A 24,792-nucleotide genomic window follows, 5' to 3' on the forward strand; every position below is an offset into this window, starting at 1 on the left:
CGTCTTTTGGACGTCTGACGCATGATCGCCGATCTGACCTATTTGCGCAAGATCGGCCTGACCTTACCCGCGCCGCCCATGCCAGTATCGGCGTGACGACTCCAGCACACTGTACACCGAGAGCCCCCGCATGCGCGAGTGTGCCATGATGGCGCCCTGCCGGTCCGTGCGCCAGATGCGTGCGCCGGCGCGCTGCCACCGGCGCACGACGGCACGATCCGGATGCCCGTGCCGGTTCCAGCGCCCGGCCTGGATGAGGACATGTCCTGGCACACTGGCCTCGACAAACGCCGCCGTCGAAGAGGTCCGCGAGCCATGGTGGGCGGCCACGACCACGTCGCTTGCGCCCAACCCGCGGTGTACCAGGGCAGCTTCGGCCTGCCGTTCGATGTCCCCGGTCAGCAGCGCGCCGTGCCGCGCGCCGCGCACCCGCAAGACACAGCTGCCTTCATTGGCCGCATTGCCTTTGCGCACGGCCCGCTGATCGAGAGGCCAGAGAAACTCGAACGCGACGCCATCGACGACCCAATGGCTGCCGAACAGGCAGGGCACCATCGCCAGTGGCCCGGGTGGTACCCCCGCCTGCAGTTTGCGCGCCTCGGCCTGCAGCCAGTTCTGGAGATCGAACGAGGCGAAGCTCTGTTCAACTGGAATGCCCTGAAGCACGCCCGACACCCCACCCGCATGATCCAGATCGGCGTGCGAAACGATCAGGGCATCGAGCCGGGTGATCCCCAGCGCCCTGAGCGCGGGCAGCACAGTGCGCGAGCCCTCTTCCGAATCGCGGGCGTGACGGGCACCCGCATCGAACAGCAACGTGTGGCGCGCCGTCTGGATCAGCACCGCGCTGCCTTGCCCCACATCCAGCGCCAGCAGATCCCATTCACCGGAACCCGGCCGTGGCGGCGTCCACAGCAGCATGGGCAGAAAGGCCAGCCACGGCCAATAGCGCTGGCCTGCCACGACGGGCTTCGGATACAGGGCCAGGCCCGCACCGCACAAGGCCACCAGATAGATCCAGGCCGGGCCGGCCGGCACCGGCCAGGTCGGCAGCGCAGCCAGCCATTCGGTCGGCCACATCATGGCCTGCAGCACGGCGTGCGCCAGCCAGGCGAGACCCTGCGCCGCCCAATCCGCACCCGGCAGCAGCGCGACCGCAGCCAGCAGCAGCGACAGCGGTGTGACCACGAGTTCGATAAGCGGTATCGCATAGGCATTGGCCAGCGGCGAGACCACGGAAATCTCGTGAAACAGCCAGGCGAGCGCCGGCGCCAGCGCGAACGTGACGGCCAATTGCAACTTGACCGCCAGGCGCACTGTGCGCTGCCAACTGGCATCCGCCCTGTTGCCCGGGCCAGCGGACGCGGAGTCACCTTCGTGCAAGGCCTGCTGCGACGCTGCGCCGACCGCAAACAGGATGGCCACGGCCATGAACGAGAGCCAGAATCCGCTGGCACGGATGGACCACGGATCGAAGGCCACCACCAGCACGGCGGCCAGCGCCAGCACCCGACTGGGACTCAGGCGCAACTGCAAGGCCTGTGCGCCCGCCACGACGGCGAGCATCAGGAAGGTGCGCTGGGCCGGCACGCCCCAGCCCGCCAACAGACAGTACAGCCAGGCCACCAGGAGCGCGGCGCACGCAGCGGCCCGGCGCGCCGGCCAGTGCTCGGCCAGGCAGCGCCCCCGCCAGCGCGCACGCCGCCACAGCGCTGACACGAACAGCGCCGCTGCGCCCGACAGCATCGTGATGTGCGAACCCGAGATCGAGACCAGATGGGTCAGCCCCGAGCGGTTGAAGACCTGCCAGTCGGCATCATCCACGCCATCCTGATCGCCGATGGCCAGCGCCCGCAGGACCGGGCCATAGCGACGCTCGACCAGCCAGGGCGCCATGGCCTTGCGCACCGCGTGGCGCGCGCGCTCAGCCACGATGGACAGGCTGTGCCAATCGTCGTCGCGCAGGTGCAGGGGCGTGCCCCGCACCGTGCCCACGGCGCGCAGGCCCTGTGTGAACACATGGCCTTCGTAGTCGAAGCCGCCGGGGTTGTGCGCGGAGAAGATGGGCCGCAGGACGAGCGCCATGCGCCACACCTGGCCAGGCCGCACTTCCGGAAAGGGTGGATCGGCCGCCCGGGGTGCGGCGTGTGGGCTGCGCCAGCCGGTGGCGGCCCAGTTCACCCGGATACGCTGCGGTACCCCGGCCGGATGCGCATGCAGCACGTCGGCATCGAAACCGATGCGGTCCGGCTGCAGGCGCGGCAGGCTGGCCACCCGCAGTTCGACCCGCGAGACCCGATCCACGTTGCCGTCGGCCAGGGCCTGGCCAAGCCGCGCCTGTGCCCACACCGTGGTCAGCGCGAAACCCGACCAGGCGGCGAGCAGACACCAGCCCAGGCGTGAAAGGCCAGGCCACATTTCGGGCCAGAGCGTGCCAGACCAGACCATTGGCCATGCACGTGCTCCCCACCACGCCAGCACCTGAACCGCAAGCACGGCCACCAGCGCCGCGCCCAATGCAGGCCGCGGGGCCAGGCTTGCCATCTCGTGGACTGCAATCACCCCCAGCAGCCCGGCCATCACCGCCAGACGCCCCACCATGTCGTACCCCCGACAACGCTTCCGGGATCATGGTAGGCGCCATCCGGGGCGCCGCCGGTGGCTGCGGTTGCCACAGTCACAGCGGGAATCCCGCAGTCTTGGGCACCCCGGCCGCGCTACAGCGACTCCGTGGCCAGCAAGGCCTGCAGGCGCGGCAGAACGCGCAGGGCGTTGCGGGCACATTCGCGCGCCACATCCGCAGTGTCCAGCCCGCGCAGCTGCGCCAGCGTGTGCGCAATCCCCGCCAGTTCCGCCGGCTCGTTGCGCGGCCGCGCGGTGGCTGCGGCACCGGGCCCCCCGAGCCAGGCGGGCGGCATATCGGGTGCATCGGTCTCGAGCACCAGGGCAGACAAGGGCAACTGGCTGGCCAGGCGCCGGATCTGCAGGGCGCGCGAATAGGTCAGCGCACCCCCCATGCCGAGCGCAAATCCGCGCGCCATGAATTGTTGCGCCTGCTGGAAGCTGCCATTGAATGCGTGCGCGATGCCGCGCACGCCGGACACCTGGCGCAGATACTTGAGCAGCCGGTCCTGTGCCTTGCGCCCATGCAGGAGCACGGGCAGGTCATGGGCTGCGGCGAGCTGCAGCTGGCGCACGAAAAAACGTTCCTGGCGGGCCCGATGCGGCGCGTCGGCATGCCCGGGTGCATAAAAGTCCAGACCGATCTCGCCCATTGCGAGCAGCTTGGGATCCTGGCAAGCCGCCTGCAGGCATTGCTGCAGCCGGTCCAGATCCCCCTCGGAGGCCTGGGCAACATACAGCGGATGAATGCCCAGGGCATAACCCACCCCGGGGGTGGCGTGGGCCAGGCGCTGGACGGCCTCGAAGTTGGCGACGGCCACGGCCGGCACGACGATGGCCCGCACGCCGGCCCGGCGCGCCCGGCCCAGCACCAGGGGCCGATCCGCAGCGAATGCCCCCGCATCCAGATGGCAATGGGTGTCGATCAGCATGCCGGATCCAGGCGACCGGCATCCATGGTCAGCTGCCGGTGCGCCAGCGCGGCCAGGGCAGGATCATGGGTCACGATCACGAAGGCCATGCCGAGCGAGCGATTGATGTCGAGCAGGAGTTCGAACATGGCTCTGGCCGTCTCGCGATCGAGATTGCCAGTGGGCTCATCGGCGAGTACGCAGGCGGGCTCGGCCACCAGCGCACGGGCCAGCGCCACCCGCTGGCGCTCGCCGCCCGACAGCTGCCCCGGAAAATGCCCTGCCCGCTGCTGCAGGCCAACCCGCGCCAGCAGCCGTTCGGCAGCCGCGCGTGCCCTGGCCCTGGGCTGGCCACGCACGATGAGCGGCATGGCCACATTGTCGAGCGCGCTGAATTCGGGCAGCAGGTGGTGGAACTGGTAGACGAACCCGAGGGCCCGATTGCGCAAATGGCTGCGCGCTGCTTCGGACAGACCATCTGTCGGCTGGCCAGCAACATCCACCGAGCCGGAATCGGGCACATCGAGCAGCCCCAGCAAGTGCAGCAGAGTACTCTTGCCCGACCCCGACGCGCCCACGATGGCGACCATTTCACCAGCGTGCACCTGCAGGTTCACGTCCTGCAGCACGGGCACCCGGCCAGCCCCTTCATCATAGGTACGGCAGAGCCTGCGCGCGTGCAGCACCACGGTGCGACTGGAGTTCACGGTACGGGCATCAGTCATGGCGCAGTATCCGGGCCGGCTGCAGGCGCGCGGCACGCCAGCCGGGGTACAGCGTGGCCAGCAGTGACAACACCAGCGAGGTGCCGGCGATCACCACGATGTCGGCCAGTTGTGGATTGGAAGGCAGCTCGCTGATGAAATAGATCTGCTGGGGCAGAAAATGGATGCCCAGCAAGCGCTCGATCCAGGGGACGATGACGTCGATGTGGACCGCGACCAGGATCCCCCCCGCCACCCCCAGGGCGGTACCCAGGACACCAATCAGGGCGCCCTGGATCAGGAAAATGCGCGCCACCTGGCCCGGCGTGGCCCCCAGCGTGCGCAGGATGGCGATGTCCGACCGCTTGTCCTTGACCGCCATCACCAGCGAAGACAGCAGATTGAACGCCGCCACCGCGACGATCAGGGCAAGAATCAGGAACATCATGCGCTTTTCAGTCTGCACCGCGGCAAACCAGGTGCGGTTGTTCTGGGTCCAGTCTGACGCCAGCACGCCAGGGGGCAGTTCGCCAAGCAGGGCGTGAGCCACCCGGGGTGCCTGCTGCATGTCGGCGATGCGCAAGCGTACGCCGCTGGTGCCACTGCCCCTGAACACCCTGCCGGCGTCCTGCACGTCGATGAAGACGAGCGATGAATCGTATTCATAATGGCCGCTGGAAAACAGGCCCGAGATGGTGAACTGGCGCATGCGCGGCGCAAACCCGGCAGGCGAGACGGAACCTTCCGGGGCCAGCAGCAGGACCGTGTCGCCCACACCCGCCCCCAGCGACCGTGCGAGCTGGGTGCCAAGAATCAGGTGATAACGGCCCGGTGCAAGGCTGTCGAGCGATCCATCGACCATCTGCCCGGCCAGATCCGAGACCTCCGGCTCGAGCGCCGGATCGATCCCCCGGACCTGCACCCCGGACAGGGCCCTGCCACGCGCCAGCATGGCCTGCGACGCCACGAACGGTGCCGCAGCACGCACTTCGGGCAGCTCTTCGGCCTGTGCGGCCAGCGCTTGCCAATGCTGCAGAACATCGTCATGGCCCACACCCGGCACGATCAGCTCGATGTGCGGCAGCACCGACAGCATGCGATCGCGCACCTGGGCCTGAAAGCCATTCATCACGGACAGCACGATGATGAGCGCCGCCACGCCCAGTGCGATGCCCGCCATGGAACTGAAGGCCACGAAGGACACGAAGCGGTCACCGCTTCGTCGCCCCCAACGCCCCAGACCCGCATAACGGGCGCCTATCCACCATTCATACGCCATGTGTATCGCCCCGTGCCCCGATCCTATCCTCTACAATCGCGCCATGCACATACTCTTGCCCGGTGCCTGGCCAGAGCCCGAAGTGGCGGCCGATCTGGCCCCCCACCTCGAAGCACGCGCCCCGGCGCTGGTGCAATGCCTGCGCAGTGTGCGCCCGGCGCCACGGTCCGTGGCCTGCCCGCCAGCCGACACCTGGTGCACCGCCGAAGAGCACTGGCTGTTGCAGGCCACCGGCTACACCCCAGACGGGCATATTAGCGCAGGTCTGGGGCCGCTGCGTCTGCCTGCGGAAGCGGGCGTGCCCGGGTCGGAGCCCATCTGGCTGGCCGAACTGATCCACATGGCGCCCTCGCGCGATGGCGCCGCGCTGCTCCCTGCCCGCACATTGCACATCACGCCCGACCAGGCCCAGGCCCTGCTCGAATCGGCCCGCGCAGAACTGCAGGATCACCCCATGCTCGATCTGCAGCCCACGGCATTGGCCAGCACCTGGCGCGTGTCCTGGTCCGAGCCCGTGGCGATCGATTGCGCAAGCCCCGCCCTGGTGGCCGCCAGCGCGGTGAATGATTGGTGGCCGCAGTCGCCCCAGGCCCGCCCCTGGCGCCGGCTTGTCAATGCGCTGCAAATGGCGTGGTTCGAACACCCCGTCAACCTGGCGCGAACCCGGCAGGGCGAGCCCCCGATCAACAGCCTGTGGCTTTATGGTGGCGGGCGACGCGATCAATTGCGACGCCCACTGCCCCCGGATCTGCACATCGACGACCGCCTGGGCGACTTCGCCATGCGCCAGGACTGGGGCGGCTGGCTGCAGGCGCTGGCCGACATGGACAAGACTCTGTTCGGGGTGCCGGGGCAAGTCCCCGATCACCTGACACTATGCGGCCGCGAACGACACATCACCCTGAACATCCGACCTGGCTGGTTCAGCCGCCTGCGCCCTCACAACTGGAGCCTCTGGTGGTCGAGCCGCTGATCGTCGATCGCCCGCACCTGCAGGCACCGTGCCAGGCCCTGCTCGAGGCGGGGGCACATCCATTGCTGGCCCGTCTCTGGGCGTCGCGGGGGCTGACGCAAGCCGACACCCATGCCTGGGCACACCTGATCGCACCTGCGCGCATGACCCACGTACAGCAGGCGGCCCGGCTGCTGGCAGATGCCCTGGCCGGGCAGCGCAAGCTGCTGATCATCGCCGACTACGATTGCGACGGCGCCACCGCCTGCGCGCTCGCAATACGCGTGCTGCGCGAACTGGGTGCGGATGTGGACTATCTGGTGCCCAATCGCTTCGAGACCGGTTATGGCCTGTCGCCGGCCGTGGCCGAGCTGGCCTGCCAGCACCCGGCGGGCCGGCCTGACTGGCTGATCACGGTGGACAATGGCATCGGCAGTATCGAGGGCGTGGCCGCCGCCGAGGCGGCCGGCATGCAGGTGATCGTCACCGATCATCACCTGCCGGGCGCCACCCTGCCGCAGGCCCGGGCCATCGTGAATCCGAACCAGCCCGGCTGCGGCTTTCCATCCAAGCATCTGGCCGGTGTGGGCGTCGTGTTCTATCTGATGCTCGCGCTGCGGGCCGAACTGCGCCAGCGCGGCAAACTGCCCGCACGCCAGGGGCCCCGGCTCGAGGCACTGGCCGACTTGCTGGCCCTGGGCACGGTGGCCGACGTGGTGCGGCTGGATGCGAACAACCGGCTGCTGGTGGCCCGAGGCCTGGACAATATCCGCCAGGGGCGCATGCAGGCCGGCATTGCGGCGCTGTTTGCCGTTGCCGGGCGCGACCCCGATCATGCAAGCACGGCGGATCTGGGCTTTGCACTGGGGCCGCGCATCAACGCCGCAGGCCGCATGGCTGACATGAGCCTGGGTATCCAGTGCCTGCTGGAAGATGATCCGGTACGCGCCACGAAACTGGCCCAGGCACTGGATGCGATCAACGTCGAACGACGCAGCCGCGAAGCCACCATGCAGGCGCAGGCCCAGGCCAGCATCCAGGCAGCGCCCGTGGCCGGTGCGGCCAGCCTGTGCATCTGGCAGGATGACTGGCACCCAGGGGTGATCGGCCTGGTGGCTTCACGCCTGAAGGAAACCTGGTGGCGCCCCACACTGGCCTTTGCCCCCGATCAGGATGACACGTTGCGTGGTTCGGGGCGTTCCGTGCCCGAAGTGCATCTGCGCGACGCACTGGATCTGGTCTCCAGGCGCATGCCCGGCGCCATCCTGAAGTTCGGTGGGCACGCCATGGCCGCCGGGCTTACGCTGCGGCGCCCGGCATTCGAGGATTTTGCCCGGCATTTCGATCAGGCCGTACGCATGCTCAGCGGCTGCGACTCGTTCGAACCTCGCCTGGATACAGATGGGTCCCTGGAATTCGAGTTCTGCACCCCTGAAATGGCCGATGTGCTGAACCGGCACATCTGGGGGGCCGGTTTTCCGGCCCCCCTGTTTCGCGACCGCTTCCGGGTGCTGCACCAGCGGCTGCTGAAAGGCCGTCACCTGAAGCTTTTCCTGGAACGCGGGCCCCTGCGCATCGATGCGATCTGGTTCAACCACGACCAGATGCTGCCCGACGAGATCGAAGCGGTCTACAGGCTGGACAACAACCGCTGGGGGGGGCGCACGCAACTGCAGCTGCTCATCGAACATGCCGGCGCGACGACAGCACGATCCCCCCGATGATGAGCGCAAACGCCACCGCATGAAAGAGCCGCGGGTGCTCGCCGAGCAGGAAGAGCGACAGCAGGGCGGCAAACAGTGGCGTGAGGTTGTTGAAGAACCCCGCCACCGTCGGGCCCACGCGCTGTATGCCAGCACCCCAGCAGCGGTACGCAATCACGGCCGGCCCCAGCGCCACGAACAGGATGGCCAGCACCAGCCCGCCACTCCAGAGAATCCGGGCATCCGACCACTGCCATTCGATGGCCGTGAACAGACCGGACCAGGCCACGCCATACAGGATCTGCCCGAACAGGAATCCGGCCCAGTCGCCCCGCATGGGCGAGTCTGCCGGCACCCGCGTCAACTGCCAGCTATAGAACGCCCAGATCATCGTGGCCAGCACCATGAGCAGATCGCCGGCCACGAACTGCAGGGCCATCAATTCGGCCCAGCGGCCACCGGACAGCACCACGGCCACGCCAGCCAGCGACAGCACCGCGCCGACCACCTGCGCGGGCCGAATCGCCACCCCATGAAACATACGCCCTATGATCAACATCCATACCGGCGTACTGGCTGCCACCAGCGTCACATTCATGGGTGTGGACGTATGCAGAGCCAGGTACTGCAGCGAGTTGTACAGGCCGATACCCAGCAAGCCCAGCATGGCGTAGCGCGGCCATTCGCGCCAGAGCACGCTGTGCCGGCCCAGAACACGCCAGCCCAGCGGCACGAGCAGCAACAGCGCAAGCAGCCAGCGCAGGAAATTGAGGGTAAGCGGAGGCACCATGTCGGCCACGGCGCGGCCCACCACGGCGTTGCTCGCCCACATCAGGGGCGGCACGACCAGCAGGACCGCTGTTTCAATGGAAAGCTTCTGGCTCATGCTGCATACATAAGGTGTCGTGTCCGTCTGGCGTAGGCCTCCCGGCATTGTAACCAGTGCTCACAGTTCACGTTTGCTTGACATGACCACGTTTACTGTATAAAATGCAAGTGTTTGAAAGCACACAGCTTTCATTCTTGCATCTGGATTCATTCCATCGCCTGCCCAGCCAGAAGCCCGTTTGCTCTGGCGGCTTGTCTCGTATCGGGGTACTCAGCGCCCCGTCCGGATTTCATTCTGCCCTGCCGATCTGCCTTGCCGTCAGAACGCTGGTTCACGGTCGCGGGCCGTCGTTCAGCCATTTACAGGAGTCTCCATGGCCAAAGAAGAATTATTGGAAATGCATGGTTCAGTTACCGAAGTCCTGCCCGATTCCCGTTTCAGGGTCACACTGGACAATGGCCACCCGGTCATTGCCTACACGGGCGGCAAAATGCGCAAGCACCACATCCGTATCCTCGCCGGCGACCAGGTCACGCTCGAAATGTCACCCTATGACCTGACCAAAGGGCGCATCACGTTCCGCCACCTGAACCGCTCGCCGGGCAGCCCGGCACCGCGGCGCCGTTCACGCTAGGCCCCGGCCGACGCACCACCGGTTCGCCCCCACCACGAACAAGCGACGGCCGGCAGGCCGGTGCCCAGCACACTAGTGGCAGTCCGGGACGGTCTGATCCAGGTAGACTTCAAACGCAATGTCACGTGCCTGCTGGCGACCCAGGGCCTGGAACACGGCGGGCACGGGCACGCCATCGGGCGGCACGCCAGAGCCGCTGGCCGGACGGCGGCTGAGCCATGACAGGTGGCGCCTGTCCGTTGGCATCAAGCGGGCAGAGAACTTCTGCCATTCGGGAAACGTCAGCACATTCTCCAGAAGCCCCTCGTCCATCACCGCCGCATCGCAGGCGCCGATGCGCAAGGCCAGCAATGCGTCGGCTGCGGCCGGATAGATCTGTTCGATGGCGCCGTACCGGGCAGACACCCGATCCACGTGCCGGCTCTCCTGGCTCAGGCACACGGTGCGCCCCGCCAGATCGCGCCACGCATGAATGTCGGTATCCGTGCGCAGGATGGCCATGGCGGCGACAGACCAGGGCAGCGGCCGCGCCAGAAGGCCAGCGGGCACGGCCTGATCGGCCGGCAGCACACCGGCCCAGGCATCCACCCTGCCCTGTTGCAGCGCCTGGATTGCCTCGTCCGGGGACATCGCCTGCGGACGCGTCCCGGTGGCGTCTCCAGTACCCGCAAGCGGCTCGCCACGGCGGGCCGCGCGCCCTTCACGTGCCGGCCCCGGATCCAGCTGCGCAAGCAGGGCTTCGATGCGTTCCGGCGTACGCGCTTTTGCACCAGGCAGGGACGCCGGCGGCAAGTACGCCACCCCCAGACGCACGGCGCTGGCCACGGCGGACACCTGGGCGGCCGGCGCAGCAGCCAGGCACGGTACGCCCAGCCCGAGGCTGGCGAGTGCCAGCCCCATGGCCCAGCCTGCACGGTGCATGACAGACCCCCTTGCGCGGTGCATGAGAGACCCTCCTGCACGGTTCATGATGACAGCCCCCTGTTCGAGCCTGTTCGAACGCCTGCCCCGCGAGCCAGACACCCCGAGCCCAGAATCAAACATATTGATAGCGCAATATCCTGCGCTTGATGTTTTCCAGGAACACCTGATCGATGAGCGTGGCCAGCAGGGCAATCGTCAGGATGTTGGCCATTACACCGGTCATGTCGGCCGTTTCGCCTGCATACGCCAGAGACCGGCCCAGGCCCTGGCCAAAGCCGATCAGCATTTCGGCGGAGATCAGCGCGCGCCACGCATTGCCGAAGGCCAATTGCGCCCCCGTAATGAGCTCGGGCATGACGGCCGGCAGATAGACGCGGCGCAGCAGGTCCCAGGGCCCGGCCCCCATGACGCGGGCCGCGGCCACATGAGTCTGCAGCACGCTCTCGGTGGCGTTCATGACGGACAGGGCGGCGGGAAAGAACGCCGCCAGGGCAACCACCACGATGATGGGCACATTGCCAAAGCCCATAAGGATCAGAAACAGCGGCACCCAGGCGATCGACGGAATGGACTGCAGCACGATGATGGCGGATTTCAGCACTTCGCGAAAGAATTGCAAAATGCCACCGGCCAATCCGAAACCGATCCCGGCCAGCAGCGCAGAGGCATAGCCGGCGCCCAGCCGTCCCATGCTGCCCGCCAGCACGGCATGGAACTGTGCCGTACCCAGTTCGCTGGTGATGCGGGCCAGAACGGCCGGCACGCCAGGCATCAGAAAATCCGGCAGGCTCCAGGCCGACAACTGCCAGAACAGCAAAATGGCGAGTATGGCCATCAGCATGGCCAATTTTCGGGCCCCTGCCGACAGATTCCGGGTCGTAGTCATGAGTTCGAATATGAGTTCGAATGAGGTCAGGTCTGGCTACAGCCCGCGTTCCTGCTGCCACTGCAGATCCACGATGCGGCCCACATCGAAGCGTTCGCCGCTGCGCGTCTTGAGCGAGCCCAGCGACTGCATGATGTCGGCCACCTCTTGCATGCGATCGAGGTCCTGGCGATCGAGCGCGGCATTGAAGGTCTGGGTCCGGATCGCCTGCTCGATCACCTGCTCGCGTGGCAGTGCGCGCCCATCCTGCGTCGTGAGGGTCGGCTCGGCAATGAAGTACGAGGCGATCAGTTCGGCCGCCTGCTGCGGCTGATGGGTCAGGAGATCGATCGCCTCACGCTGCGCATCCAGTGACTTCCAGACCAGATCTTTCCGGTCCTTCAGTACCTCACCGGACGTGATGACCACCATGCACGGAAACGGCCAGGTCTCGCCGATCTCGTAGATCTGGGTCACCGGAGCGATCAGCTGCGCGATGCTGGCCTGCGGCTCGAACAGGAATGCGGCATCCACCCGCTTGCCCACGAGCGATTGCACCGCCACCTGCGGGCTCACGCCGAGTATGTCCACATCCTGGGCGCTCAGGCCGGCGTCTTTCAGCACCACGCCACGCAGTACCGTATCCGCGGTGCTGCCTTCCTTCTGCGAGGCCAGGGTATGCCCCTTGAGATCCGCCACGGCATGCACGCCGCTGTCGTTGCGCACCACCAGAGCATGGTAGCCGCGCTGGGCACCCCCAACCACCTTCAGGTCGGCCCCGCGCGAGGACCAGGACGCTGCGTTGGTGAAGCCCAGCACCCCGGTGTCGAGCTGACCACCAACGATGGCCTTGATCAGATCGGTACCGGACTTGAATTCAACCAATTCGACATCCAGCCCCTGTTTTTCGTACAGCTTGCCCTCATGGGCCACAATGGCCTGGGCATCATCCATGACGCGCAGATAGCCGATGCGGAATGGTTCGGCTGCCAGGGCCGGCGCCGCGACGACCACTGCCACCAGGGCGGCGATCAATGACTGAACAACTTTCATGCTGCAAGTACCTCGGAAGAAGAATTGGAAATGAAGGGAGCTGACCTGCGGCCCTGTGCGCCGTGACCAATGCCCAGCAGACCCAGGATTTCGCGCCGGACATCGGCATGGCGCGAGAGGTCATGGGATCGCCGCGCAGCGGGCACGCAGAAGGTCTGCAGCACCCGGGACGGGCGCGCACTGAAGACCAGGATGCGATCCGCCAGGAACAGCGCCTCGTCCACATCATGGGTCACGAGCAGTACCGTAGGCCCGGTTTCTCGGATCAGTGCCAGCAGGACATCCTGCAGGGTCATGCGGGTCAGTGCATCCAGTGCGCCGAAGGGCTCATCGAGCAGCAGCACTTCGGGCTGTGTGATGAATGCCCGGGCCAGTGCGCAGCGCTGGCGCATGCCGCCCGAGACCTGATGCGGAAAGTAGTGCTCGAAACCTTGCAACTGCACTTTTTCGAGCCACAGGACGGCCTGTTTGCGAGCTTCGGCGCGCCTGATCTTCTGCAATTCGAGCGCCATGGCCACGTTGTCCCGCAGGTTGAGCCACGGATACAGCGCGTTTTCCTGGAACATCAGCATGCGGCGGGGATCGGGGCGCCGCACGGGCTGTTCATCGGCCAGGACCCACCCCGCAGAGGGCCTGTCCAGACCCGCAGCCAGGTGCAGCAGGGTGGATTTCCCGCAACCGGAAGGACCGACCAGCGCGGCGAGTTCTCCCGGGCCAAAGGTGCAGTCGAAGTGGTCGAGCACCGGCAGATCACCGAATTGCTTGCGAATATTTTCAAATGTGAGGATCATGGATCAGCGGTCGTTGCCTGTGATTGACGCGGGGCTGGACGCACCCCGCAGGACGGATCAGGCTTTTACTATACGCAGCGCGCTTAATAATCAACAACCACTGATTAGTGATTTTCATATAACAAACAAATATATAAATGCCGGATGTGATGAATCCAGAACCTGACTTCCCCATTGCGAGCCCTGCGGACGATCCCATCATGCAGTTGCAGCGGGTCTGTGCACAGCTGCTGCAGGCCGTGCGGGCCACTCAGCGGCGTGCATCGGACAGCCCGGCATGCCCGGTCGCGCCGCAGCGCCTGCAGCCCGTCCAGGCACCGCTGTACGCCTTGATGGCCATCATGGACGAGGCCCTCGCCCCTGCGCTCATCGAATCCATGGCGGGCTCCGACGCGATCTGCATACGGGGGTTGACGCAAGGCCTGGCCCAGGCCCATGCCGACGTACTGCAACTGTGGCCCGTGGGCATGGCGCAGCCGGTGCAAATGCACCTGAACGAGCCCGCCCGCGACAACATGGGCCCCTCTGGCAGCCGCTTCGATCACGGCCCATGCCAGGCCTGGCTCGAACGCGCACTCGAATGGCTGGCTGCGGCACACGACGACGTGCTGCCCATGGCGGCACGCCTGCTCGACCCCACCGCCATCCGGGTGGTATCTGCAGCATGCAGTAAGCAGCCCGGCCTGATGCAGGCCGTGTCACTGTTCAGCAGGCCCTGGAGCCACGCAGCACCCAGAGCACGCGGCGCAGCATGCCAACGAAAGTGATCGCCCAGGCGAGCACGGCAAAACCCAGAAAAACGTGGGGCACCCCGGCAAGAAAATCGAAATGCATGGCCCGGTTCATCTGCCATGTACACACGGCGTACATGCCCAGCGGGAATACGGCCCCCCAGTACAAGGGGTCGTATATGAACGGGAAGCGCATGAAGCCGTAGCGCCAGATGCCCAGCAATACGAGCATGGGGATCCACCACGAGCCGGTGGCCCAGTAGAACACCGTGAATCCTTTCAGGAATGGCAGCAGGGACACCAGAAAAGGCGCATCGGGTGCATTCAGGATGAGCAGCGACCCCGCCAGTGTCGAGATGGCCATGGCGCCCATGTTGATCCAGTACGGCGGCACCAGGTCGCTGGGCAGAAACTTGAAGAATACATAGCGGTAAAAGATCAGCGACATCATCCAGATGTACAGCATTCCGCCCCACAGCCACATCGACAAAGCCATCAGGTTCAGTTCGAGCCGAAATGGCTGGTCGATGTGCGTCGCAAGCAAGGCACTGCTCACGGCAATCGCCTGGGTGGCCACCACGGCCAGCAGCCACGCCCCGCTGATGCCCTCGGCCAGCGTCGGCTTTTCGGGCTTGACCGTGAACGCCGTGAAGATCGTATAGGTGAGCAGTATCCAGAGCAGGCACGCCAGAGCCCACAGGGCAAAACCCAGTCGATAGTCGTTTTCCTGCACCATGAGCTGGCTGGCCAGCACGCCGGTGGCCGCCACCAGGGTGAAGTAGCCACTGCCTTTCAGGTGATCGACCATGTCGCCAAAAAAACGGCGCGTATGGTGGATCGCACGCAGAACGTACAGGATCCACAAAATCACATACTGGACCACGTTCAGCACCAGAAGGATCCGCGCCAATACCGGATAGCCCATCAGGTGCCCGCCCATGGAGACGATCCCGGTCGCCATGACCAGGGCGAAGTACGCCGGCGACAGGTCGGCGACCATGGCACGCCATCCCCAGGGTGCGCGCTGGCCTGGCGAAGGCCGCACGGCCGTGGCCGCAGGCGCAGCCGGCAGCCTTGCGCCGGGGCGGATGTTCTTGTGAGTGTCGGTCATGCAAGTCTCTCCATGATCTCTTGGCCCGCATCCTGTCCGCCCCCGTATGCGGCCCTGGCCGGATGTGACCGTGGCTACCATGCGGTCGGGTAAAATGGCAGATTGAACTGAAGTGTAATACCAAGCCACAGGAACCCCATGGAAGCAGAACGCCAGAACCAGATCATCCACCATATCGAAGACGGCCTCGAGCGCCAGGCCGCCTTACGGAGGTATCTTTGACTACGATGCCAAGGCCGAACGCCTGCTGGTCGTCAATGCCGAACTCGAAAATCCCGACATCTGGAATGATCCCGAACACGCCCAGGCACTGGGGCGCGAGAAAAAATCCCTCGATACCATCGTCCAGACCCTGACCGAACTCGAAAGCGAGCTGCTCGATGCGCGCGAACTCTACGAGCTGGCCAGCGACGAAGACGACGACGCCTCGCTGCTGGCCATAGAGGCCGATTGCGCCACCCTCAACGAGCGCCTCGAGGCGCTCGAGTTCCGGCGCATGTTCTCCAATCCGGCCGACCCGCTCAATTGCTTCGTCGACATACAGGCCGGCGCCGGGGGCACCGAGGCCCAGGACTGGGCCGCCATGCTGCTGCGCCAGTATCTGCACTACGGCGAGCACAAGGGCTTCAAGGCCGAGATTCTCGAAGAGTCCGAAGGCGATATCGCCGGCATCAAGTCGGCCACCGTCAAGTTCGAGGGCGAATACGCCTATGGGCTCCTGCGTACCGAAACAGGCGTGCACAGGCTGGTGCGCAAAAGCCCGTTCGATTCGTCCAACGGGCGGCACACCTCATTTGCGAGCGTCTTCGTCTACCCTGAAATCGATGATTCGTTCGAAATCGAGATCAATCCGGCCGATCTGCGCATCGACACCTATCGCGCCAGCGGTGCCGGCGGGCAGCATATCAACAAGACCGACTCGGCGGTGCGCATCACGCACCAGCCGACCGGCATCGTGGTGCAGTGCCAGAACGACCGCTCCCAGCACCGCAACCGCGCCGAAGCCATGCAGATGCTCAAATCGCGCCTGTACGAGCTCGAAATGCGCAACCGCATGGCCGAACAGCAGAAGCTCGAAGACAGCAAGAGCGATGTGGGCTGGGGCCATCAGATCCGATCCTACGTGCTCGACCAGAGCCGCATCAAGGATTTGCGCACCGGGGTCGAAATATCGAACACGCAGAAAGTGCTGGATGGCGACCTCGACCCCTTCATTACCGCCAGCCTCAAGCAAGGCATCTGATTCATGACCCACCCCCTTGATTCCAGTACCGAAGAAAACCGCCTGATCGCCGAGCGGCGCAGCAAACTGTCCGCCCTGAGGGCGCGCGGGCCCGCCTACCCGAACGACTTCCAGCCCGATGTGCATGCAGCCGATCTGCACGCCGAGTTCGATGCGTACGATGACGCCGCTCTGGAGCAACTCGACCGGCATGTCCGCATCGCCGGCCGCATGATGCTCAAGCGAGTCATGGGCAAGGCCAGTTTCGCGACCCTCCAGGATGGCAGCGGCCGCATGCAGTTGTACCTCGATCGCGGCCTGCTGGGCGAGGCCGACTATGCCGCCTTCAAGACGTGGGACATCGGCGATATCCTGGGTGCCGAAGGCGTCGTCTTCAAGACACGCAAGGGCGAACTCTCGGTGCGTGTGCAGCATGTACGCCTGCTGTCCAAGGCCCTGAGGCCCCTGCCCGATAAATTTCACGGGGTGGCCGATCTCGAACTGCGCTACCGGCAGCGCTATGTGGATCTCATCATGACCGAATCCACACGGCAGACCTTTCTGCAGCGCAGCCAGATCATCACCACCTTGCGCAGCCTGATGACCGACGCGGGGTTTCTGGAAGTGGAAACCCCCATGCTGCATCCGATTCCTGGTGGCGCCGCAGCGCGGCCTTTCGTGACGCACCACAACGCGCTCGACATGCAGATGTACCTGCGCATCGCCCCCGAACTCTATCCCAAGCGCCTGATCGTGGGGGGCTTCGATCGGGTCTTCGAAATCAACCGCAATTTCCGCAACGAAGGGGTGAGCCCGCGCCACAATCCGGAATTCACGATGATGGAATTCTACGCAGCCTACGCCGACTATCATTGGCTGATGGACTTCACCGAACGCCTGATCCGGGAAACCACCTTGCGCGCCTGCGGGCATACGGACCTGACCTACCAGGGCCAGGCCCTCGATCTGGGCCGGCCATTCGAACGCCTGACCATCGCCCAGGCGATCCTCAAGCACGCACCGCACTACACGCACGCGCAACTGAATGATGCCGCCTTCATCCGTGCCGAACTGCAGCGACTCGGGGTGGACACCCAGGCGCCAGCGCTGGCGCAGGCCGGTCCGGGCGCGCTGCAACTGGCCTTGTTCGAGGAAGCCGCCGAAGAAAAGCTGTGGCACCCCACCTTCATCATCGATTATCCGGTAGAAGTCTCACCCCTGGCGCGGGCATCCGACACACGCGAAGGCATTACCGAGCGCTTCGAGCTGTTTGCCTGTGGCCGTGAAATCGCCAACGGTTTCTCGGAGCTCAACGACCCCGAAGATCAGGCGGCCCGCTTCCTGGCACAGGTGCAGGCCAAGGACGCGGGCGACGAAGAAGCCATGTACTATGATGCCGACTACGTGCGGGCACTGGAATATGGCATGCCGCCGACCGGCGGCTGTGGCATCGGGGTGGATCGGCTGGTCATGATGCTGACCGACAACCCCAACATACGCGACGTGATCCTGTTCCCCCATTTGCGGCCGGAAGACTGACCCCGCTGATTTGCGGCCGGAAGACTGATCCTGCTGGCTGGCGTGGCCGGCTGGCCACGGCCTCGAGCCGGTAAGGGGCCAGGCCTGCCAGTGCCCGAAACCATGCGGGGCAGCGCAGAGACCCCGGTACCCGCCGCTTCAGACGGTGAACGACTCACCGCAACCGCAGGCCCCCTTTTCGTTGGGGTTGTGAAAACGGAAGCCTTCGTTCAGGCCTTCGCGGGCGTAGTCCAGTTCGGTACCGTGCAGATAAGGCAGGCTGTCGGGCGCCACATACACCTTCGCCCCGAACTGCTCGAAGAGCTCGTCCTGGGGGTCGGCCGAATCGACATATTCGAGCTGGTACGAAAACCCGGAACAGCCCGATGACTTGACCCCAAGGCGCAGGCCCAGACCTTTGCCGCGGGTTTCCAGATGGCGGCGAATCTGCACCGCCGCCTGCTCAGTAAGTGTGACAGACACGATAGACCTCTCAGTTGGCATGCTTGCCTTGGTAATCTACCACAGCCGCCGCAATCGCATCGAGCGCGAGCAAGGCACAGTGCAGTTTGTCCTGCGGCAGCTGCAGTGGCCCGACGATATCCCCACTGCTCATGCCCTGCAGTTGGGCCAGGCTCAGTCCAGGCAGAACTTCGGCCAGCAGGGCCCCCGTCGCGATCAGGGCCCCACAACCGTACGCCCTGAAGCAGGCCGCATCCACAACGCCATTGCGCACGCGAATCTGCAACTTGAGCACCTGCCCCAGCTGGGGTGAGCCGACCAGGGCCGTAGCGACCTCGGGGTCGGTCGCGTCGAACGATCCAACACCTTGTGGATTTCGGTAACGCTGCTCTACGGCAGGGCCATACTTCGCAAGAGCCATCAAAAGACCATCAGCAGATCAGCGCCCAGTCTGCCGGCAGGCGGCCCGACTGGCGCATTTCCCAAAGGGGCGACAATTCGCGCAGGCGCAGGATTTCGGCGCGCAAGCGCTGCGCTGCGAATTCGATCTCGGCCTGGGTGGTGAAGCGCCCCAGGGAGATGCGCAATGAGCTGTGGGCCAGCGCATCGCTGCGGCCCATGGCCCTGAGGACGTGCGACGGCTCGAGGTTGGACGACGTACAGGCCGAACCGCTGGAGAGCGCCAGTTCGGGCACGGACATGAGCAGGGCCTCGCCTTCGATATGGCTCACGCTGAAATTGAGCGTGTGCGCAACCCTGTGCTCGGGGTGTCCGTTCAGATGGATATCGGGCATGTCGGACAGCCGGGCCCACAAGGCATCACGCAGCGCCCGGATACGCGCAATCTCGGTGTGCATGAGTTCTTCTGCCAGGGCATAGGCGGCGCCCATGCCAACGATCTGGTGCGTGGCCAGGGTGCCTGAACGCAGGCCTCTTTCATGCCCGCCGCCGTGCATCTGCGCCATCAGGCGCACGCGCGGCTTGCGGCGCACGTACAAGGCACCGATCCCCTTGGGCCCGTAGGTCTTGTGGGCCGACATGGACAGCAGGTCGACCCCCAGGGCCTGGACGTCGATGGGCAGTTTACCGGTCGCCTGTGCCGCATCGGCATGGAACAGAATCCCCTTCTCGCGACACAGCGCCGCCAGCGCCGCAATATCGAGGATCACGCCGGTTTCATTGTTGACCAGCATCATGGAGACCAGCAGCGTGTCGGCCCTGAGCACACGCGCCAGTGTCTCGGGCTCGACGAGGCCGTCGGGCCCGGTATCGAGGTACGTGACCTCGAACCCCTGCTGCTCGAGTGCGAGGCAGGTATCGAGCACCGCCTTGTGTTCAGTGCGCACCGTGACGATGTGCCGGCCCCGCCCCTGGTGGAACTGGGCGACCCCCTTGAGCGCCAGATTGTCGGATTCGGTCGCACCCGACGTGAACACGATCTCGCGCGGATCTGCGTGAATCAGGCTTGCCACCTGGGCGCGCGCCTGTTCGACTGCGTCCTGGGCCTGCCAGCCCCAGGCATGACTGGTGGATGCCGGGTTGCCGAAATCATCTGCGAGCCACGGCACCATGGCGTCGACCACACGCCGATCCACTGGGGTGGTCGCTGCATGATCGAGGTAAATGGGGCGATCCTGTAACAGATCGAACGACATGCAGGCTCCTGGAGGTTCAGGCCGAAACGGTGTCCTGCACCGAAGTGACGGCCATGGGACTGGCGGACGGGGCCTTGCGCCGCTGGCGCAACTGGCCCGATTCTTGCCATTCGCGCAGCCTTTCCTGGTCGGCCAGGTCCTGCAGCGACACCGAATCAAGATAGTCGACCATCTTGCGATTGAGCGTGGCCCAGAGATCGTGCGTCATGCACTTGCCCGTATGGCCGTTGCGCCCGATGTTGCAGTTTTCCTTGCCGCCACAGCTGGTGGCATCCAGTGGTTCGTCGACCGCAAAGATGATGTCGGCCACCGAGATATCACGCGCATGGCGTGCCAGAGTATACCCCCCGCCCGGACCGCGCACACTGTCGACCAGTTCATGGCGCCGCAACTTGCCAAACAGCTGCTCGAGATAGGACAACGAAATGTTCTGGCGCCCGCTGATGGCTGCCAGCGTAACCGGACCACTATGATGTCGCAAGGCGAGATCGATCATGGCCGTGACGGCAAAGCGCCCCTTGGTGGTCAAACGCATGGTGATATCCTTTGTGACATTGACGGGTGAATGGGAAACCCGCGGCTGCCCGGGGAATTCCTGACTGATGCAGTCAAGTATAGCGCCTTTACCCGACGAGAATAGTCAACTTTAGGGTTATTCGATCAGCAGAGTTGACGCAAGTCAACCCCTGAAGCCCCGTCACCCCAGACGAGGAATACACGGTACGCGATGGGCTGACGATGCTGCGGGCGATGTTGCGGACAGAATCGAAAAAGGCGCCCGACGGCGCCATTTGTGGGTTTTGCCACAGGTGTATCAGGCTGCCTGATACTGCAGCACCCGCTTGCGAACGAGTTCGAGCACCCCCTGGGTGGCATCTTCGATGTAATCGAGTACCTTCACGAAACCCTCGGGACCGCCGTAGTACGGATCGGGTACCGTGGCTTCTTCGAATTCATTCGAGAAGCGCATGAGCAGCATGAGCTTGTGGTGGTAGATCTTGGGGCAACGCTGCTGCAGCGCCGAGAGGTTTTCCCAATCCATGGCCAGAATGAGATCTGCGTCGCGAAAATCTTCGGGCTGTATCTGCCGCGCGACATAACTGGACAGATCATACCCACGCTTCTGGGCTGCTGCCTGTGCACGCGCATCAGGGGCTTCGCCCACATGGAAATGATGGGTGGCTGCCGAATCGACCGAAACTGCATCAGACAGGCCAGCTTCGTTGACGATGTGCTGGAAGACGCCCCGGGCAGTAGGGGAGCGACAAATGCTGCCTGTGCAGACAAAGAGTACCTTATGCATGATAGGTGAAAGTGTGAGGGAAAACCCCAAACTTGTCCAGCATTTTTGGACGAAAACAGCAAAAATTGTGAGTCAGGACAACAGCGCCCGACTCTTGAGCGCGTTCAGGGCATCACGTGCCCGGGCGGCCTGCTCGAATTCGAGATTGCGCGCATGCTCGTTCATGCTCTGCTCAAGGCGACGGATCTCGCGAGCCAGTGCCTTTTCATCATGCAAGGCGGCCTCGTCATAGGCGCTTGCTTCAACGACGGGCAGATTCGGACTCACGCCATCGATCAGATCACGCACGGCCTTGCTCACGCCGCGCGCCGTGATGCCATGGGCCCGATTGAACGCTTCCTGCTTTTCACGCCGGCGCGCGGTTTCATCCATGGCCCGGCGCATGGAATCGGTGATCTGCTCGGCATACAGGATGGCCTGGCCATTCAGGTTGCGGGCCGCCCTGCCCATGGTCTGGATCAGGCTGCGCTCGGAACGCAGAAAACCCTCTTTGTCCGCATCGAGAATCGCCACCAGGGAGACTTCAGGGATATCCAGCCCCTCGCGCAGCAGGTTGATCCCCACGAGCACATCAAAGGCCCCGAGACGCAGATCCCGGATGATTTCGACCCGCTCGACGGTATCGATATCCGAATGCAGATAGCGTACCTTGAGGCCGTTTTCCTGCAGATACTCGGTGAGATCCTCGGCCATGCGTTTGGTGAGGGTCGTGACGAGCACGCGCTCATGGCGGGCGATGCGCAGTTTCGCTTCGCCCAGCAGGTCATCGACCTGGGTACGTGCGGGGCGCACCTCTACAGCGGGATCCACCAGGCCGGTGGGCCGCACCACCTGCTCGACCACCTGGTCGGCGTGGGCGGCCTCGTAGGGGCCTGGAGTGGCCGAGACGAAAATGCATTGCGGCATGCGCGCCTCGAACTCTTCCAGCCGCAAGGGGCGGTTGTCAAGTGCCGATGGCAAGCGAAAGCCAAAATTGACCAGTGTTTCCTTGCGCGAACGATCGCCTCGGTACATGCCACCCAATTGCCCGACGGTGACGTGGCTTTCGTCGATGAACATCAGTGCCCGGCGCGGCAGATAGTCGATCAGCGTCGGTGGCGGCTCGCCCGGTGCGGCGCCGGACAGGTGCCGCGAATAGTTCTCGATGCCCTTGCAAAAGCCAAGTTCCTGCAGCATTTCAAGGTCAAAGCGGGTGCGCTGCTCGAGCCGCTGCGCCTCGACCAGACGATTGTCGGCCACCAGTTCGGCCAGCCGTATGCGCAGTTCATCCTTGATGGTGTCTATCGCGCGCAGAATGGTTTCGCGCGGCGTCACATAGTGCGAGCCCGGAAACACCGTGAAGCGCAGCAGATCCTGGATCGGCCGGCCCGTCAGGGGGTCGAACAGGGTCAGCGATTCGATCTCGTCGTCGAACAGGGTGATGCGCAGGGCGTTTTCGGCGTGTTCGGCCGGGAACACGTCGATCACCTCGCCGCGTACCCGGAACCGGCCGCGGATGAATTCCGCGTCGTTGCGTTCGTACTGCATGGAGACCAGCCGGCCCAGGATCGCCTGCCGGCCGATGTGGTCACCCGTGCGCAGCGTGAGCACCATGGCATGGTAATCACCCGGGTTGCCGATGCCATAAATGCACGAAACAGTGCCCACGATGATGGTGTCGGCGCGCTCGAGCAGGCTCTTCGTGGCCGACAGGCGCATCTGCTCGATGTGTTCGTTGATGGACGAATCCTTTTCGATGAACAGGTCGCGCGATGGTACGTAGGCCTCGGGCTGGTAATAATCGTAATACGAGACGAAATACTCGACGGCGTTGCGCGGAAAGAATTCCCGCATCTCGGCATACAGCTGGGCAGCCAGCGTCTTGTTCGGTGCCAGCACGATGGCCGGACGCCCCATGCGCGCAATGACATTGGCCATGGTGTAGGTCTTGCCCGACCCGGTCACGCCCAGCAAGGTCTGCGCCATGAGGCCATCACGCAGACCCTGCTCGAGCAGGGCAATGGCCTCGGGCTGGTCACCCGCAGGGAGGTACGGCTGGAACAGCTGGAATGGGCTGTCGTCGAACTGAACAAACTGGCCTTGCGCAGGCAGAACTTCCATATCAATTTTTACATCCATCATGGCTGTGCTGGACACCATTGGGGTAAACCCCTTATTATCACATCGTTCGTTTCCCGGACCAAGCACACCGATTTTGCGGACTACGCGCTGCAGCAGATTCTGTCCACCCACCACGGCCCACACTCCATGTCATCCATTTTTTCCGCCGTTGAACTGGCACCCCGCGACCCCATCCTGGGCCTGAATGAACAATTCAAGGCCGATGAACGCAGCAACAAAGTCAACCTGGGTATCGGGGTCTATACCGATGACACCGGGCGCATTCCCCTGCTGAAAGCGGTTCGCATGGCTGAAAAGCAGCTGTACGAGCAGGCCGAACCCCGCAATTATCTGCCGATCGACGGGATCCCGGGCTACAACCAGGGTGCGCAAAAACTGTTGCTGGGCCAGGACTCTCCATTGGTGTCGGAACACCGTTCGCTGACTGTACAAACCCTGGGCGGTACGGGTGCACTGCGGATCGGCGCCGATTTCCTCAAGCAGGTCCTGCCCGGTGCCCGGGTGGCCATCAGCAGGCCCAGCTGGGCCAACCATGAGGCGTTGTTCACGGCCGCAGGTTTTCCGGTGGTGCATTATGCCTACTATGATGCCGGCAACCACGGGCTGGACTTCGACGGCATGCTGGCAAACCTGCGTGAACTGGCACCCGGCACCATCGTGGTGCTGCACGCCTGCTGCCACAATCCGACGGGGGTCGACCCCACTCTGGCACAGTGGGGCCTCATTGCCGATGTACTGCAGGATCGGCAATTGGTGCCTTTTCTCGATATTGCCTACCAGGGGTTCGGCGAGGGGCTGGAAGAAGACGCCGCCGCGGTGCGCCTGTTTGCCAGCCGGGGCATGACCATGTTCATCAGCTCCTCTTTCTCGAAATCCTTTTCGCTTTACGGCGAACGGGTGGGCGCACTGACTCTCGTCACCAGCGGCGATGATGAAAGCACGCGCGTACTCAGCCAGCTCAAGCGCGTCATCCGGGCCAACTACTCAAACCCGCCCACGCATGGCGGCGCCCTGGTTGCCACGGTGCTGAACACCCCCGAACTGCGGGCTCTCTGGGCCGATGAACTCGCCGGCATGCGCGAGCGCATCCGCCAGATGCGCCACCAGTTCGTCGAAAAGCTGAAGGCCAGCGGTGTACCGCTCGATTTCAGCTTTGTCGGGCACCAGCGCGGCATGTTTTCGTTCTCTGGCCTGTCCAGGGATCAGGTCGGGCGCCTGCGTGAAGAATTCGGCATTTATGCAGTCGACAATGGCCGCATCTGTGTGGCGGCACTGAATACGGGCAATATCGATCATGTGGTCGACTCCATCGCCACGGTGCTGAAAGCCTGAGGCCGCAGGCGGCCGGCACGGCCTTGCGCATCAAGGCGCAATGGGCGACAATCAGGCCTGTTTTTATATA

Annotated in this window: 23 protein-coding genes; 7 read left to right on the forward strand and 16 right to left on the reverse strand. The window is 64.5% G+C overall.

From position 1 onward, the window contains the following. Positions 1–63 precede the first annotated feature (63 nt). The 4 genes from WCY17_RS03410 to WCY17_RS03425 form a co-directional block, all read right to left on the reverse strand. Positions 64–2,601 (reverse strand): DNA internalization-related competence protein ComEC/Rec2, encoded by a 2,538-nt coding sequence (locus tag WCY17_RS03410; protein ID WP_372700767.1) that lies wholly within the window; start codon positions 2,599–2,601, stop codon positions 64–66. 116 nt (positions 2,602–2,717) lie between these two features. Next, positions 2,718–3,554: a TatD family hydrolase gene (locus tag WCY17_RS03415; RefSeq protein WP_372700768.1), complete on the reverse strand. Its 837-nt coding sequence runs from the start codon at positions 3,552–3,554 to the stop codon at positions 2,718–2,720. Next, positions 3,548–4,258, reverse strand: a complete 711-nt coding sequence (locus tag WCY17_RS03420) for an ABC transporter ATP-binding protein (protein ID WP_372700769.1) — start codon at positions 4,256–4,258, stop codon at positions 3,548–3,550. The genes WCY17_RS03415 and WCY17_RS03420 overlap by 7 nt, the downstream gene beginning before the upstream one ends. Further along, positions 4,251–5,516, reverse strand: a complete 1,266-nt coding sequence (locus tag WCY17_RS03425) for a lipoprotein-releasing ABC transporter permease subunit (protein WP_372700770.1) — start codon at positions 5,514–5,516, stop codon at positions 4,251–4,253. Before WCY17_RS03425 ends, WCY17_RS03420 begins: the two co-directional genes overlap by 8 nt. A 43-nt stretch (positions 5,517–5,559) precedes the next feature. Here WCY17_RS03425 and WCY17_RS03430 point away from each other — a divergent pair, with 43 nt between their 5' ends. Both WCY17_RS03430 and recJ read left to right on the forward strand, forming a co-directional pair. Beyond that, on the forward strand, positions 5,560–6,489 hold the full coding sequence (locus tag WCY17_RS03430; protein WP_372700771.1) for a hypothetical protein: 930 nt from the start codon (positions 5,560–5,562) through the stop codon (positions 6,487–6,489). Further along, entirely contained in the window at positions 6,474–8,192 is a 1,719-nt protein-coding gene (gene recJ / locus WCY17_RS03435; RefSeq protein ID WP_372700772.1) for a single-stranded-DNA-specific exonuclease RecJ, read from the forward strand. The genes WCY17_RS03430 and recJ overlap by 16 nt, the downstream gene beginning before the upstream one ends. Here recJ and WCY17_RS03440 read toward each other — a convergent pair. Beyond that, positions 8,149–9,057: a DMT family transporter gene (locus WCY17_RS03440; protein ID WP_372700773.1), complete on the reverse strand. Its 909-nt coding sequence runs from the start codon at positions 9,055–9,057 to the stop codon at positions 8,149–8,151. The two genes, recJ and WCY17_RS03440, sit on opposite strands and share 44 nt — an antisense overlap. 316 nt (positions 9,058–9,373) lie before the next feature. Here WCY17_RS03440 and infA point away from each other — a divergent pair, with 316 nt between their 5' ends. Continuing rightward, entirely contained in the window at positions 9,374–9,634 is a 261-nt protein-coding gene (gene infA / locus WCY17_RS03445; protein WP_372700774.1) for a translation initiation factor IF-1, read from the forward strand. 72 nt (positions 9,635–9,706) lie between these two features. Here infA and WCY17_RS03450 read toward each other — a convergent pair whose 3' ends face one another. The 4 genes from WCY17_RS03450 to WCY17_RS03465 all read right to left on the reverse strand — a co-directional run bounded on the left by WCY17_RS03450 (position 9,707) and on the right by WCY17_RS03465 (position 13,267). Next, positions 9,707–10,555, reverse strand: a complete 849-nt coding sequence (locus tag WCY17_RS03450) for an ABC transporter substrate-binding protein (RefSeq protein WP_372700775.1) — start codon at positions 10,553–10,555, stop codon at positions 9,707–9,709. A gap of 115 nt (positions 10,556–10,670) precedes the next feature. Continuing rightward, positions 10,671–11,399 (reverse strand): ABC transporter permease, encoded by a 729-nt coding sequence (locus WCY17_RS03455; protein ID WP_372700869.1) that lies wholly within the window; start codon positions 11,397–11,399, stop codon positions 10,671–10,673. 81 nt (positions 11,400–11,480) lie between these two features. Then, positions 11,481–12,476, reverse strand: coding sequence for an ABC transporter substrate-binding protein (locus WCY17_RS03460; protein ID WP_372700776.1), 996 nt, complete (start codon positions 12,474–12,476; stop codon positions 11,481–11,483). Next, positions 12,473–13,267: an ABC transporter ATP-binding protein gene (locus tag WCY17_RS03465; RefSeq protein WP_372700777.1), complete on the reverse strand. Its 795-nt coding sequence runs from the start codon at positions 13,265–13,267 to the stop codon at positions 12,473–12,475. Before WCY17_RS03465 ends, WCY17_RS03460 begins: the two co-directional genes overlap by 4 nt. Before the next feature lie 200 nt (positions 13,268–13,467). On the opposite strand from WCY17_RS03465, the gene WCY17_RS03470 reads away from it, so the two are divergent. Further along, a complete protein-coding gene (locus WCY17_RS03470) occupies positions 13,468–14,034 on the forward strand; it encodes a hypothetical protein (protein ID WP_372700778.1) in 567 nt (188 codons plus the stop codon). Here WCY17_RS03470 and WCY17_RS03475 read toward each other — a convergent pair. Beyond that, entirely contained in the window at positions 13,973–15,109 is a 1,137-nt protein-coding gene (locus WCY17_RS03475) for a tellurite resistance/C4-dicarboxylate transporter family protein (RefSeq protein ID WP_372700779.1), read from the reverse strand. The two genes, WCY17_RS03470 and WCY17_RS03475, sit on opposite strands and share 62 nt — an antisense overlap. A gap of 138 nt (positions 15,110–15,247) precedes the next feature. Between WCY17_RS03475 and prfB the strand changes: the two genes are divergently transcribed. Continuing rightward, positions 15,248–16,352, forward strand: a protein-coding gene (prfB, locus tag WCY17_RS03480) for a peptide chain release factor 2 (RefSeq protein WP_372700780.1) whose coding sequence is annotated in 2 segments (ribosomal slippage) — positions 15,248–15,328 and positions 15,330–16,352 — 1,104 coding nt in all. Because the reading frame shifts where the segments join, the coding sequence is not laid out codon by codon here. A gap of 3 nt (positions 16,353–16,355) precedes the next feature. Continuing rightward, positions 16,356–17,870 (forward strand): lysine--tRNA ligase, encoded by a 1,515-nt coding sequence (gene lysS / locus WCY17_RS03485; RefSeq protein WP_372700781.1) that lies wholly within the window; start codon positions 16,356–16,358, stop codon positions 17,868–17,870. Between the two features lie 138 nt (positions 17,871–18,008). Here the strand turns inward: lysS and iscA are convergent, their stop codons facing one another. The 6 genes from iscA to uvrB form a co-directional block, all read right to left on the reverse strand. Continuing rightward, entirely contained in the window at positions 18,009–18,332 is a 324-nt protein-coding gene (iscA, locus tag WCY17_RS03490) for an iron-sulfur cluster assembly protein IscA (protein WP_372700782.1), read from the reverse strand. A 10-nt stretch (positions 18,333–18,342) separates the two neighbouring features. Continuing rightward, on the reverse strand, positions 18,343–18,732 hold the full coding sequence (locus WCY17_RS03495) for an iron-sulfur cluster assembly scaffold protein (RefSeq protein WP_372700783.1): 390 nt from the start codon (positions 18,730–18,732) through the stop codon (positions 18,343–18,345). A 10-nt stretch (positions 18,733–18,742) separates the two neighbouring features. After that, positions 18,743–19,966 carry an IscS subfamily cysteine desulfurase gene (locus WCY17_RS03500; RefSeq protein ID WP_372700784.1) on the reverse strand — a complete coding sequence of 408 codons (1,224 nt, stop codon included), beginning with the start codon at positions 19,964–19,966 and terminating at the stop codon, positions 18,743–18,745. 16 nt (positions 19,967–19,982) lie between these two features. Next, positions 19,983–20,501: a Fe-S cluster assembly transcriptional regulator IscR gene (iscR, locus tag WCY17_RS03505; RefSeq protein ID WP_372700785.1), complete on the reverse strand. Its 519-nt coding sequence runs from the start codon at positions 20,499–20,501 to the stop codon at positions 19,983–19,985. Between the two features lie 279 nt (positions 20,502–20,780). Then, on the reverse strand, positions 20,781–21,272 hold the full coding sequence (locus WCY17_RS03510) for a low molecular weight protein-tyrosine-phosphatase (RefSeq protein ID WP_372700870.1): 492 nt from the start codon (positions 21,270–21,272) through the stop codon (positions 20,781–20,783). Positions 21,273–21,341: 69 nt separating this feature from the next. Beyond that, entirely contained in the window at positions 21,342–23,360 is a 2,019-nt protein-coding gene (gene uvrB / locus WCY17_RS03515) for an excinuclease ABC subunit UvrB (protein ID WP_372700871.1), read from the reverse strand. 156 nt (positions 23,361–23,516) lie between these two features. Between uvrB and WCY17_RS03520 the strand changes: the two genes are divergently transcribed. Continuing rightward, positions 23,517–24,722 (forward strand): aromatic amino acid transaminase, encoded by a 1,206-nt coding sequence (locus WCY17_RS03520; RefSeq protein WP_372700786.1) that lies wholly within the window; start codon positions 23,517–23,519, stop codon positions 24,720–24,722. Positions 24,723–24,792: the final 70 nt, after the last annotated feature.

The organism is Castellaniella sp., assembly GCF_041677825.1.
Lineage (GTDB): Bacteria > Pseudomonadota > Gammaproteobacteria > Burkholderiales > Burkholderiaceae_B > Castellaniella.